At 69.8% G+C, this 12,644-nt stretch carries 12 protein-coding genes; 3 read left to right on the top strand and 9 right to left on the bottom strand.

The window, feature by feature from the left end:
* Positions 1 to 99: 99 nt before the first annotated feature.
* The 9 genes from ACTJKJ_RS16240 to def all read right to left on the bottom strand — a co-directional run bounded on the left by ACTJKJ_RS16240 (position 100) and on the right by def (position 9,467).
* Positions 100 to 2,418 carry an NADP-dependent malic enzyme gene (locus ACTJKJ_RS16240; RefSeq protein ID WP_091727937.1) on the bottom strand — a complete coding sequence of 773 codons (2,319 nt, stop codon included), beginning with the start codon at positions 2,416 to 2,418 and terminating at the stop codon, positions 100 to 102.
* A 358-nt stretch (positions 2,419 to 2,776) separates the two neighbouring features.
* Positions 2,777 to 3,970 carry a phosphoglycerate kinase gene (locus ACTJKJ_RS16235; RefSeq protein WP_440821043.1) on the bottom strand — a complete coding sequence of 398 codons (1,194 nt, stop codon included), beginning with the start codon at positions 3,968 to 3,970 and terminating at the stop codon, positions 2,777 to 2,779.
* A gap of 154 nt (positions 3,971 to 4,124) precedes the next feature.
* Positions 4,125 to 4,454 (bottom strand): AzlD domain-containing protein, encoded by a 330-nt coding sequence (locus tag ACTJKJ_RS16230; protein ID WP_440821042.1) that lies wholly within the window; start codon positions 4,452 to 4,454, stop codon positions 4,125 to 4,127.
* Positions 4,451 to 5,191 carry an AzlC family ABC transporter permease gene (locus tag ACTJKJ_RS16225; RefSeq protein ID WP_440821040.1) on the bottom strand — a complete coding sequence of 247 codons (741 nt, stop codon included), beginning with the start codon at positions 5,189 to 5,191 and terminating at the stop codon, positions 4,451 to 4,453. The genes ACTJKJ_RS16230 and ACTJKJ_RS16225 overlap by 4 nt, the downstream gene beginning before the upstream one ends.
* 103 nt (positions 5,192 to 5,294) lie before the next feature.
* Complete coding sequence (locus ACTJKJ_RS16220) at positions 5,295 to 6,074, bottom strand: head GIN domain-containing protein (RefSeq protein ID WP_297382959.1); 780 nt, start codon at positions 6,072 to 6,074, stop codon at positions 5,295 to 5,297.
* A 135-nt stretch (positions 6,075 to 6,209) separates the two neighbouring features.
* Entirely contained in the window at positions 6,210 to 6,662 is a 453-nt protein-coding gene (locus tag ACTJKJ_RS16215; protein WP_440821039.1) for a hypothetical protein, read from the bottom strand.
* A 169-nt stretch (positions 6,663 to 6,831) separates the two neighbouring features.
* Complete coding sequence (htpX, locus tag ACTJKJ_RS16210) at positions 6,832 to 7,677, bottom strand: zinc metalloprotease HtpX (RefSeq protein WP_343607037.1); 846 nt, start codon at positions 7,675 to 7,677, stop codon at positions 6,832 to 6,834.
* Positions 7,678 to 7,971: 294 nt separating this feature from the next.
* Positions 7,972 to 8,928, bottom strand: a complete 957-nt coding sequence (gene fmt, locus ACTJKJ_RS16205) for a methionyl-tRNA formyltransferase (RefSeq protein ID WP_440821148.1) — start codon at positions 8,926 to 8,928, stop codon at positions 7,972 to 7,974.
* Between the two features lie 26 nt (positions 8,929 to 8,954).
* Positions 8,955 to 9,467, bottom strand: coding sequence for a peptide deformylase (def, locus tag ACTJKJ_RS16200; RefSeq protein WP_091727960.1), 513 nt, complete (start codon positions 9,465 to 9,467; stop codon positions 8,955 to 8,957).
* A 226-nt stretch (positions 9,468 to 9,693) separates the two neighbouring features.
* On the opposite strand from def, the gene ACTJKJ_RS16195 reads away from it, so the two are divergent.
* From ACTJKJ_RS16195 to ACTJKJ_RS16185, 3 genes are all read left to right on the top strand, one after another.
* On the top strand, positions 9,694 to 10,851 hold the full coding sequence (locus ACTJKJ_RS16195) for a LysM peptidoglycan-binding domain-containing protein (protein WP_297382962.1): 1,158 nt from the start codon (positions 9,694 to 9,696) through the stop codon (positions 10,849 to 10,851).
* A gap of 42 nt (positions 10,852 to 10,893) precedes the next feature.
* Positions 10,894 to 12,018, top strand: coding sequence for a DNA-processing protein DprA (dprA, locus tag ACTJKJ_RS16190; protein WP_440821037.1), 1,125 nt, complete (start codon positions 10,894 to 10,896; stop codon positions 12,016 to 12,018).
* Between the two features lie 77 nt (positions 12,019 to 12,095).
* Positions 12,096 to 12,548 carry a DUF494 family protein gene (locus ACTJKJ_RS16185; RefSeq protein ID WP_091727970.1) on the top strand — a complete coding sequence of 151 codons (453 nt, stop codon included), beginning with the start codon at positions 12,096 to 12,098 and terminating at the stop codon, positions 12,546 to 12,548.
* Positions 12,549 to 12,644 lie beyond the last annotated feature (96 nt).

Here is a 12,644-nt window from a genome sequence, read left to right as displayed (position 1 = left end):
TTAGTTACAGCCGCCGATTATGAGGGGCTCACGGGGCCCCGGAACAGTTTCCGAGAGTTACGGCGAAGTTTCCAACGCCGCGACTCCCGGAGCGTCCGATCAGCCTTGCGAGGCCTTCACGTCCGCGCTGGCGAGCGCCGTCATGTTGACGATGCGGCGCACGGTCGCCGACGGCGTGAGGATGTGCACCGGCCGCTGGGCGCCCAGCAGGATCGGTCCCACGGTCACGCCCTGCCCGCCCACGACCTTCAGCACGTTGAAGAGGATGTTGGCGGCATCCAGCGTCGGCAGCACCAGCAGGTTGGCGGAGCCGGACAGCGTCGAGTCGGGCAGGAAGTTGTTGCGCACGTCCTCCGACAACGCCGCGTCGCCATGCATCTCGCCGTCGCATTCGACCTCGGGATGGGCGGCCGCGAAGAGGTCGCGCGCCTTGCGCATCTTGACCGCCGAGGCCCGCTTGCTGCTGCCGAACATCGAGTGCGAGAGGAAGGCCACCTTCGGCGGCAGGCCGAAGCGCTGCAGTTCCTCGGCGGCCTGCCAGGCGATGTCGGCGAGCTGTTCGGCGCTGGGGTCTTCGTTGACGAAGGTGTCGGCGATGAACAGCGTGCGCTGCTCCAGCATCAGCGCGTTCATCGTCGCGAAGTTGGAGACGTTCGCCTTCAGGCCGATGAGGTTCTGGATGTGCTCCAGGTGGGAGTCGAAGCGGCCGACCATGCCGCAGATCATCGCGTCGGCGTCGCCGAGCTGGATCGCGAGCGCGCCGATCGTCGTGTTGGAGCGGCGCACCGCCGACTTGGCCATCTCCGGCGTGAAGCCGTTGCGGCCCATCGCCTGGTGGTAGGCCTCCCAGTACTGGCGGAAGCGGTGGTCGTTCTCGGGGTCGATGACGGCCACGTCCTCGCCCAGCTTCAGGCGCAGGCCGGCGCGCTTCAGGCGCATCGCGATGACCTCGGGGCGGCCGATCAGCGTGGGCTTGGCCAGGCCTTCATCGAGCGCCACCTGCACCGCGCGCAGCACGCGCTCGTCCTCGCCCTCGGCGTAGATCACGCGGGCCGGATGGGCCTTGGCCTCGGCGAAGACCGGGCGCATGAACATGCCGGTCTGGTAGACGAAGCGCGAGAGCTGCTCGCGGTACGCGGCCATGTCGGTGATCGGACGCGTCGCGACGCCGGAGTCCTCCGCCGCCTTTGCGACCGCGGGCGCGATGCGCAGGATCAGCCGGTTGTCGAAGGGCTTGGGGATCAGGTAGTCCGGGCCGAAGGCCAGGTCCTGGCCCGGATAGGCCGCGGCGACTTCCGGCGGCGTCTCGGCCTTGGCCAGCGCGGCGATCTCGCGCACGCAGGCCAGCTTCATCGCCTCGGTGATCTTGGTCGCGCCGCAGTCCAGCGCGCCGCGGAAGATGTAGGGGAAGCACAGGACGTTGTTGACCTGGTTCGGATAGTCCGAGCGGCCGGTGGCGACGATGCAGTCCGGGCGCGCTTCCTTTGCGAGCTCGGGACGGATCTCCGGCTCGGGGTTGGCCAGCGCCAGGATGATGGGCTGGCGCGCCATGGTCTTGACCATCTCACCGGTCAGCACGCCGGCGGCGGAGCAACCCAGGAACACGTCCGCGTCCTTGACCACGTCGGCCAGCGTGCGAGCCGGAGTGATCTGGCAATAGCGGCGCTTGGACTCGTCGAGCTTGGCGGCATCGGCGCGCTCGCTCTGGACCACGCCCTTGGAGTCGACGACGAAGACGTTCTCGCGCTTCACGCCCAGGCCGACCATCACGTCCAGGCAGGCGATGGCGGCGGCGCCGGCGCCCGACACGGCGACCTTCACCGCGCCGATGTCCTTGCCGACCAGTTCCAGCCCGTTCAGCAGCGCGGCGCTGGAGATGATCGCGGTGCCGTGCTGGTCGTCGTGGAAGACGGGGATGTTCATCCGCGCGCTGAGCTGCTTCTCGATGTAGAAGCACTCGGGCGCCTTGATGTCCTCGAGGTTCACGCCGCCCAGCGTGGGCTCCATCGCCGCGATGATCTCGACCAGCTTGTCGGGGTCGCGCTCGGCCAGCTCGATGTCGAAGACGTCGATGCCGGCGAACTTCTTGAACAGGCAGCCCTTGCCTTCCATCACCGGCTTGGCGGCCAGCGGGCCGATGTCGCCCAGGCCCAGCACCGCGGTGCCGTTGGTGACCACGCCGACCAGGTTGCCGCGCGAGGTGTACTCGGCGGCCAGCGTCGGGTCCTTCTCGATGTCGAGGCAGGGATAGGCGACGCCCGGGGAGTAGGCCAGCGACAGGTCGCGCTGGTTGGCCAGCGGCTTGGTCGGGGTGACGGCGATCTTGCCGCGCGTCGGGGTGCGGTGATAGTCCAGCGCCGCCTCGCGCAGGGCGGCTTCGGCGGGGCTCAGGCCGAGGCCGTCGTTCTTGTCGGTCATGCAAATCTCCGTCGCGATGAAGGGGGCCCGGCGCCATTTCCGGCATGCGATCGCGGCGACGAACCGGTGCCGTAATCGCCCGGTAACAGGGGCCCGGGGGGCGCAAAGCTTAATCCTCCGGCTCGCGCGGCGCGATGAATTCAGCTTTAACTGCCATGCAAAGATGGCAATCGCTCATGCGCGCCATGAGGGTCCGCATCGGGATTTGCCCGCAAGTTAGAGCGTTCACCCGAGAACCGTGCCCAATTGCACTTCAGGCCGCCGCGCTCGCGGCGTGCGAGGAACGCGCTCACTAGCGACCTCTCGCCTGCAACAAAAAACGCGCACGAGGGCGCGTTTCTTTCTTGAGGCGCGGCGTTCAGCCCTGCGCGCGCTTGGACAGGATCTCGAAGGCCGGCAGGGTCTTGCCTTCCAGCACTTCCAGGAAGGCGCCGCCGCCGGTAGAGATGTAGCCCACGTCCTGCTCGATGCCGTACTTGGCGATCGCGGCCAGCGTGTCGCCGCCGCCGGCGATCGAGAACGCGTCCGACGCGGCGATCGCGCGGGCGATGGTCTCGGTGCCGTGCGCGAAGGCGTCGAACTCGAACACGCCCACCGGGCCGTTCCAGACGATGGTGCCGGCCGCCTTCAGCTGCTCGGCCAGCAGCGCCGCGGTCTTCGGGCCGATGTCCAGGATCAGGTCGTCATCGGCCACCTCGGTGGCGGCCTTCACCGTCGCCGGCGAGTCGGCCGCGAAGGCCTTGGCCGTTACCACGTCCACCGGGATCGGCACCGCGGCGCCGCGCGCCTTCATCGACTCGATCACCGCCTTGGCTTCGCCGAGCAGGTCCGGCTCCGCCAGCGACTTGCCGATCTTCAGGCCGGCCGCCAGCATGAAGGTGTTGGCAATGCCGCCGCCGACGATCAGGCCATCGACGTTCCTGGACAGCGACTGCAGGATGGTCAGCTTGGTCGACACCTTGGAGCCCGCCACGATCGCCACCAGCGGGCGCTTCGGGTTGGCCAGCGCCTTGCTGATGGCGTCGATCTCGGCCGCCAGCAACGGGCCGGCGCAGGCGACCTTGGCGAACTGCGCGATGCCATAGGTCGAGGCCTCGGCCCGGTGCGCGGTGCCGAAGGCGTCGTGCACGAAGATGTCGCACAGCGCGGCCATCTTCTTGGCCAGCTCCTCGCTGTTCTTCTTCTCGCCCTTGTTGACGCGGCAGTTCTCGAGCAGCACCACCTGGCCCGGCTCCACGTCGACGCCATCGACCCAGTTCGCCACCAGCGGCACCTCGCGGCCCAGCAGCTCGCCCATGCGCTTGGCGACCGGCGCGAGCGAATCCTCGGGCTTGAACTCGCCCTCGGTCGGGCGGCCCAGGTGCGAGGTCACCATCACCGCGGCACCGGCCTTCAGCGCCATCTCGATCGCGGGGATGGAGGCGCGCACGCGGGTGTCCTCGGTGATCTGGCCGGCGTCGTTGAGCGGCACGTTCAGGTCGGCGCGGATGAACACGCGCTGGTCGGCCACCTTGCCGGCGGCGATCAGATCGGCGAATCGCAGGACGTTCATGGGATGAGCTTCGAGTAGTTGGAAAGCGGGGGGCCGGGCACCGCGGGCGGGCCCGGCGAATCGGGGCGCAGCTTACCAGCCGGCCGCGCGCGGCCTTGTCCGGGACAGTTACGGAACGCCGCTGAAACCGGCGTCAGGACGGGCCCGGCCGGACCTACCAGCCCAGGCCGACCCGCAGCGCCAGCATCACCGCCGTGCCGCTGACGATGGTGCCCAGGATGCCGCGCCGCCAGAAGAAATAGGCGGTGCCGACGGCCGTCGCATACAGCCGGGCGTCCTTCCAGGTGTGGATCAGCTCGCCCTGCGTCATGACGATCTCCGGCACGATCACCGCCGCGAGCGCGGCCAGCGGCGCGTAGCGCAGGCCGTCGCGCACCCACTGCGGCAGCGGGATCTCGCGGTCCGGGATCATGAAGAAGCTGCGTGTGATCACCGTGATCGCGCCCATGCCGAGGATGCCCAGCACCGCTTCCCAGACGCTCATGCCGACCTCCCGCCGGTGGCCGGGGCCGGAGGCGGCAGCCATTTCTCCATCAGCAGGCCCACGGCCACCGCGGCGGCGATCGCCACCAGGATGTTGAGCCGCAGCGGCAGCGCATACGCGGCCACGGCCGCGCAGCCGGCCACCGCGCCGGAGACCCAGGTGTTGCGGTCCTTCAGCAGCGAGTAGCTCAGCCCCAGCAGCGCCAGCACGCCGGCGAAGCCCAGGCCCCAGGTGGTGGGGATGGTGTCGGCCAGCAGGATGCCGGCGATGGCCGGCGCCTGCCAGGCGACCCAGTTGGTCGCGACGCCGCCCCAGAAGTACGGCAGCTGGTTCGCGGGATCGGGTTTCAGGTCCGGGAAGCGCTTGAGGAAGGCGACGTAGTTCAGGTCGGCCGCGAAGTAGCCGATGAACAGCCGCTGCGCGCGCGGCAGCGGCTCGAAGTACAGGCGCCACTGGGCGCTGAAGATGACGAAGCGCAGGTTCACGCAGAAGGCGGTGGCCCACAGCACCCACAGCGGCGCGCCGCTGGCCAGCAGCGGCAGCGACGCCAGCTGCGAGCTGCCGGCGAAGACCACCAGGCTCATCAGCAGCGACAGCCCCACGCCCAGGCCGCTCTTGACCATGGCCACGCCGGTCACCAGCCCCCAGGCCGAGATGCCCAGCGTGATGCCGAGCATGTCGCGCGAGCCGCGCTTGAATTCCGGATGGCGCACCAGCGCCGCGAGTCCTTCCACCATGGCCGCGATTGTCGTCGGCGTGGTCCGGAAACGAAGCGCCCCTCGGCCGCTGCCGCGGCGAGGGGCGTCCACAGAGCGCCCGGCGCAGCCGGCGCCCGGGGGCTTACTTCAGCTTGCGGACCGAGCCCGATCCGGCGTTGGACAGGCTGATCTCGGGGCTGCCGACGTAGCCGACGTCGCCGGAGCCGGCGATCCGCACGTCCAGCTTGCGGGTCGGCGCCACGGTGACGTCGCCGCTGCCGGAGATGCTGACCTTGGCCTCGTCCACGACCAGCTCGCGGGTCTTGACGTCGCCGCTGCCGGCCACCGACACGGACAGCGCATTGGCCTTGCCGTGGACCTGCATGTCGCCGCTGCCGGCGACGCGCAGCGTCACATGGTCGGCCTCCAGGCCCTGCATGCGCAGGTCACCGCTGCCGGCGATGCTGGCCTCCAGGTTGCTCGTCTTCATCGGCTCGACGCGGATGTCGCCGGAGCCGGCGATCGACAGGCCGCGCAGCTGGCGCATGTCCAGCGTGATCACCGGCGAGCCCTTGGCGTTCAGGCTGTAGCCGCGCTTGGGCGAGATCTCCAGCGTGCGGCCCTTGCTGCCGTCGACGACCTTGGTCTCGATGTAGGCGAGCAGGTTGCGGTCGGTCTTCACCTCGACCTTGTCGGACGCGCCCGACCGCACGAAGACCTTGAAATCGCCCGACAGCGCCACCGCGTCGAAGGCGCCGACGTCGCGCGCCTCGGCGGCGACCTCGCCGTTGCCCTCGATGCGCTGCGAGCTGCCGAAGCTCAGCGACCAGGCGTGGGCGGTGCCGACCGTCGCGGCGGCGGCCAGGCCCAGCGCGGCGACGGCGAACAGACGACGGGAAGCACGGAAGGACGAAGTGGTCATGGACGATCTCCTGATCTTTCGGATGATCGCATCTTCGTCGCGACGACCCGCGCCGGCGACCGGCGCAAGACGAACTGCACCCTCCGGGGGATCAACTGCGCGGCGGTCCGATGGCCCGACCGAACCGAGCCGGGCTCAGTGGCCACCCTTCTCGCCGGCCTTGTCCTTGTCCGAGCCCTTCTCGGCGCCCTTCTCCGAGCTCTTCTCCGCCGCCTTGTCCGACGAGCCCACCTGCCCCTTGGCGGAGCGCGGCGACGGTTCCTCCTCCTCAGCGGCGGCCGGCCGGCTGGCCTGCGGATTCGCCACCAGCGGGCGGGTGCCCTCGAGCTTGTTCTCGCGCATGTACTCGTCCATCTCGCGCCAGCCGTCGTACACCGCGGCCTTCTGGGCCTTGGGGTTCAGGGCGTAGCAGTCCTCGATGGCGCGCAGCGCGTTGCGGCAGGCGCCGCCGATGGCCTTGCCCTCGGCCTGCTTGGCCGCCGCCACCTTGGCGGGGTCCTCGATGCCGAGCTGGTCGCAGCCGGCCAGCTGCGCGACGGCGCCGAGCAGCGCCGCCGAGGCGGTCAGGGAGCGGAGGGAAGCCTTCATGCTGTCCTTTATCGGCCGCCGGGGCGAACGCTTGAATCAGGCAGGCCGGCGGAACGGGCCATTGTGCCGTCGCCTCCGCCCGCCCCGGTCGAATGAAAAACACCGCCCGGAGGCGGTGTTTCGTCTGGCCGGCGCGCCGGATCGCCCGGCCGAGCCGCGGGTCCCGCGTTCAGCGGCGGGACATCGCCATCAGGCGCTCAATGCGTTCCTCGGTCGACGGATGGGTGCTGAACAGGCCGCGCAGGCCGCCGCCGGACAGCGGGTTCATGATCATCATCTGGGCCGTCTCCGGATGGCGCTCCGCCGTCTCCAGCGGGATGCCCTGGGCGTAGCGGTGGATCTTGTCCAGCGCCGAGGCCAGCGCCTGCGGGTCGCCGGAGATCTCCGCGCCGCCGCGGTCCGCCTCGAACTCACGGGCGCGGCTGATCGCCATCTGGATCAGCGAGGCCGCGATCGGCGCCAGGATCGCCACCAGCAGTCCGACGATCGGGTTGGCCGGCCGGCCTTCGCTGTCGCGCGGGCTGAAGAACATCGCGAAGTTGGCCAGCATCGAGATCGCGCCAGCCATCGTCGCGCTGACCGTGGAGATCAGGATGTCGCGGTGCTTCACGTGGGCCAGCTCGTGCGCCATCACGCCGCGCAGCTCGCGCTCCGACAGCACGCGCAGGATGCCGGTCGTCGCCGCGACCGCGGCGTGGTCCGGGTTGCGGCCGGTGGCGAAGGCGTTGGGGGCGTCTTCCTGGATCAGGTAGACCTTGGGCATGGGGAGCTGGGCGCGCTGGGCCAGTTCCTTGACCATGTTGTAGAACTGCGGCGCGCTGCGCTCGTCGACTTCCTGGGCGTTGTACATCTTCAGCACCAGCTTGTCGGAGAACCAGTAGCTGAAGAAGTTCATGCCCACCGCGACCACCAGCGCGATCAGCATGCCCGTCTGGCCGCCCAGCACGGAGCCGATCGCCATGAACAGCGCGGTGATGGCGGCCATCAGGATGGCGGTCTTCATCAGGTTGAACATGCAATCACTCCTCGGAGAACTGCGGCCGGAGCCGCGATCGGAAATCAGTCTGAACGGTACACCGTCCAGGTCGTCCCACCTGACGGCGGGGTCGGCGCATTCAAGCCGGTTTCCCCACCCCTTCAGCCAGAAATAAGCGAACCGGCACTCGCCCCGCCGCCAGCCCCGTCTCGGTGTCTCGCTCGCGGGCGATGCCCATGCCCCTTGAAGCGAATGCCGAGCGTGCGGAGGCGATTGAGCGGAAAGGGGCATGGGCATTGCCCGCGAGTTGCTCGGTCGCCGCGGCGGCGAAGCTCACCCGAGCGATTCACCAACCTGGAGCGGCCGCGCCTGGAGGAAGGCTGCTGCGGGCAGCCGCTTGCCGCCGGCACGCTGGAGCTCCGTCAAGCGAACGCTGCCGCTCCCACAGGCCACGACCGGCCCATCGGCCGACACCGCCAGCACCCGCCCCGGTTCGCCGCGCACGCCGTCGGTGTCGACGACTTCGGCGCGCCAGACCTTGAGCGGCTCACTGTCCAGTTGGGCGACGCCGCCGGGGAACGGATCGAAGGCGCGCAGTCGCCGCGCGATCTGCGCGGCGTCGTCGGACCAGCGGATCTGGCTCTCGGCCTTCTCGATCTTGTGGGCGTAGGTGACGCCGGCCTCGGGCTGCTTCACCGGCCGGAAACCGCCGCAGGCGGCGAGTTCCAGCGCCTCGACGATCATGCGGCCGCCGAGCGTCGCCAGCTTGTCGTGCAGCGTGGCGGTCGTGTCCGCCGCGGCGATCGGCAGCCGCTCGATCAGCAGCATGTCGCCGGTGTCCAGGCCCTCGTCCATCTGCATGATGGTGATGCCGGTCTCGGTGTCGCCGGCCTCGATCGCGCGGTGGATGGGCGCCGCGCCGCGCCAGCGCGGCAGGATCGAGCCGTGGATGTTCAGGCAGCCCAGGCGCGGCAGGTCCAGCACCCACTGCGGCAGGATGAGCCCGTAGGCGGCCACCACCAGCACGTCGGGCCGGGCCGCCAGCAAGGCCTCGCGGCCGGCCTGGGCTTCGTCGGGAAACTTGCCGTCCAGCCTCAGGCTGCGCGGCTGCGCGACCGCCAAGCCGTGCGCCACCGCCAGCTGCTTCACCGGCGAGGCCTGCAGCTTCATGCCACGACCGGCGGGGCGGTCGGGCTGGCTCAGCACCAGCGGCACCTCGAAGCGGGCGTCGAGCAGCGCCTGCAGCGCGACGGCCGCGAACTCGGGCGTGCCGGCGAAGGCGACGCGCAGGCCGCCGGGGGTCGGGGCGTCGGCCATCAGCGCTTGGCGTCCTCGCGGGCCTTCTTCACCAGCTTGGTCTTGATGCGCTCGCGCTTGAGCGGGCTCAGGTATTCGACGAACACCTTGCCGGCCAGGTGGTCCATCTCGTGCTGCACGCAGACGGCCAGCAGGCCCTCGGCGTCGAACTGGAAGGTGTGGCCGTCGCGGTCCAGCGCCTGCACGGTGACCTTCTTGTGACGCATGACCTTGTCGTAGATGGTGGGCACCGAGAGGCAGCCCTCCTCGCCTTCCATCATTTCCTCGCTGCGCGCGACCAGTTCCGGGTTGATCAGCACCAGCGGCTGGTTGCGTTCCTCGGAGACGTCCATCACCAGCAGGCGCTCGTGCACGTCCACCTGCGTGGCGGCGAGGCCGACGCCGTCAGCGTCGTACATCGTCTCCAGCATGTCGTCGGCCAGCGCGCGGATGCGGTCGTCGACGGCGGTGATCGGCTTGGCGACAGTGTGCAGGCGCGGATCGGGGTATCGAAGAATGGAAAGTTTCGCCATGGTGGGGACGCGGAGGGTGGTGGACCGCTGTGGACGGCGCACAACGCCTGTTTGTAAGGGCTTGCAAGGGACGGCGGGCACCTTCATTGCGGGTGCCCCTGAACCGGGGCAGAATCGCCGCCAGCGAGAAGGTCGATTTTCGCCGATTTGGCGGACTGCACGGCCCTCGTCACAAAAGCGCCATTGGCCACGAGGGGCCTTCGATCTCGGCGCGGGAGAACAAGTAATGACGCAAAGGCGGCCGCTGGGCTTGACGACGATTTCTGCAGCCCTGCTGGCGGCCTCTGCCGCCACTACGTCCTTCGCGGCAGGCAACTACCCCATCACGCCCGACCAGCGCCAGACCGCCCAGCAGGTCGCGCAGGCCGGTGTGCCGTTGTCGGAGCTGGCGCCCAACGCGCCCGACACCTACACCGTCAAGTCGGGCGACACGCTCTGGGCCATCTCCGGCCTGTTCCTGAAGAGCCCGTGGCGCTGGCCCGAGCTCTGGGGCATGAACACCGACCAGATCCGCAACCCCCACCTGATCTACCCGGGCCAGGTGCTGATGCTGATCAAGTCCGACGGCCGCGCGCGGCTGCAGGTGGGTCGCGATGTCGGCGGCGCGGCCGGCGGCACGGTCAAGCTCTCGCCGCGCGTGCGTGCCGAGTCGCTGTACGACGGCTCCATCGCCGCGATCCCGCAGCACCTGATCGAGCCCTTCCTCAACGAGGCGGTCGTCCTGAACGGCAACGAACTGGCGACGGCCCCCCGCATCGTTTCGGCGCAGGAAAACCGCGTCTGGATGACCAAGGGCGACCGGGCCTATGTGCGCGGCGACCTGACGCCCGACATCGACGCCTACCGCGTGTTCCGCGAGCCGCGCCCGCTGCGCGACCCGGTGTCCAAGGAAGTGCTGGGCTACGAGGCCGTCTACGTCGGCACCGCGGACCTGACCCGCGCCGGCGCGCCCGCGACGGCCAGCACCAAGGAAGTCCCCGCGACGCTGACGCTGACGCTGAACCGCCTGGAAGCGCAGCCCGGCGACCGGATCGCGCCGATTCCGCCGCGCTCCTACACGAGCTATGTGCCGCACGCGCCGGCTGGCGCGATCGATGGCTACATCGTTTCCATCTACGGCGACGCGATCACCGCCGGCCAGAACCAGATCGTCGCGCTCAACAAGGGCAGCCGCGATGGCCTGGAGCGCGGCCACGTGCTGGCACTCTGGCACAGCGGCCGCGTCGTGCGCGACCCGACGACGCCCCGCCGCGAGGAAGTGAAGCTCCCCGACGAGCGTCACGGCCAGCTGTTCGTCTTCCAGGTCTTCGACCGGGTGTCGTACGCGCTGATCCTGTCGGTCCAGGAACCGGTCGTCCCGGGCGACCGCTTCACCCAGCCGTGATCGTGCGGCTCTCCGGACCAGGTCGCAGTCAGGACCGAACGGATGAGCCCAGACGATCTGCGCGACTGGCTCCGGCTGCTGTCCTGCGTCTCACGCGGCGCCGCGCGCCGGCTGCTGGCGCGCCATGGCGGTCCCGGTGCCGTCCTGGCGGCCGGTCAGGCCGGCTGGGGGCAGGCGCTCTCGGCCGAGGAAGCTGAGCGGCTGCGCAGCGCGCCCACCGAGCTGGACCGCCTCGTGCGCCGGACCCAGGCGTGGCTGTCCGGCGGCGAGCGACGCTCGATCCTGCTGCTCAGCGACACCGATTACCCGTTCGCGCTGCTCAATACGGCGGACCCGCCGCTGATGCTGTACCTCGACGGCCGACGCGAGCTGCTGGGGCAGCGCTGCGTCGCCGTGGTCGGCAGCCGCCGACCCAGCCCCCAGGGCGACGAGAACGCGCGCCACTTCGCCGCGGGCCTGGGAGAAGCCGGCTTCTGCGTCGTGTCCGGGCTCGCGCAGGGCATCGATGGCGCGGCCCATGAGGCGGCGCTGCACACGCCCGGCGGCACGATCGCCGTGCTCGGCACCGGGCCGGACCAGGTCTACCCGCTCGGTCACGCCGAACTTTCCCGCCACATCGCCCGCCGCGGACTGCTGGTCAGCGAGTATTTCGTCGGCACGCCGCCAATGGCGCCGAATTTCCCGCAACGCAATCGCATCATCGCGGGCCTGTCGGAAGGCTGCCTGGTCGTGGAGGCGGCGCTGAAGTCCGGTTCGCTGATCACCGCGCGGCAGGCCTCGGAAGCGGGCCGCGAGGTATTCGCGATCCCCGGACCGATCCATGCTCCCCAGTCCAAGGGCTGCCACCACCTGCTCAAGCAGGGGGCCTGCCTGGTCCAGGAGCTGGACGACCTGCTCGCCGAGTTGCCGGCGCGGGGTTCGCCACGCGAGGCAGCGATTGATCCCGAGCCGGAAGCGGACGCCGAGGCCACGCCAGAACCCTCCGCAGCCCAGGACGACCACCCGCTGCTCCGGGCCATCGGCCGGGACACCGTCTCGCTCGAGCAGCTGTCGCAGCGCAGCGGCTGGCCGCAGGATGAGCTGAACGCCACCCTGCTGGACCTGGAGCTCGAGGGCCTCGTCGCCCGCCTCCCCGGCGCGCTGTTCCAGCGCCGTCGCCGGGCCTGAAGCGCCGTGGATGTCGACCTCCGCCGGGGCTCATTTCGGCCGGAAGGGCTTTCGGGCGGTCGGTTATAGTGCCCGCCATGTTCGACGTGCTCGTCTATCTGTACGAAACCTACTGGCGGCCCGACGCCTGCCCGGATCACGCCCAGCTGACCCGGAAATTGTCGGCAGTCGGCTTCGAGGATGACGAAATCCGCGACGCGCTGTCCTGGCTGGACGGCCTGGCCGCCTCGGCCCAATCGCACCACGGCGAGCCTGGCGAGCGCAGCCTGCGCATCTATACCCGCGAGGAGCAGGAGCACCTGGGCGAAAGCTCCGTCGGCTTCATCAGTTTCCTGGCCTCAGCCGGCGTGCTGCCGACCGCGATGCGGGAAATGGTGATCGACCGCGCGATGGCGATCCCCGGCGGCCCGCTGGACCTCGAGGACCTGAAGATCATCGTGCTGATGGTGTTCTGGAGCCTGGGCGAGGAGCCCGACGCGCTGATCCTCGACGAACTGTTCGTCGCGCCGGAAGAACGCCTGATCCACTGAACCGGGCGCCAGCGCTCAAAAAGAAACCGGCCCCGCATCGCGCGGCGCCGGTTTTTTCATTGGGGCGCCGGCAACAGCGCCCCGCCCTCACCCTCC

Source organism: Roseateles sp. 22389 (assembly GCF_052044995.1).
Taxonomy (GTDB): Bacteria; Pseudomonadota; Gammaproteobacteria; order Burkholderiales; family Burkholderiaceae_C; genus Roseateles.
This window is presented reverse-complemented; position numbering and strand designations above follow the sequence as displayed.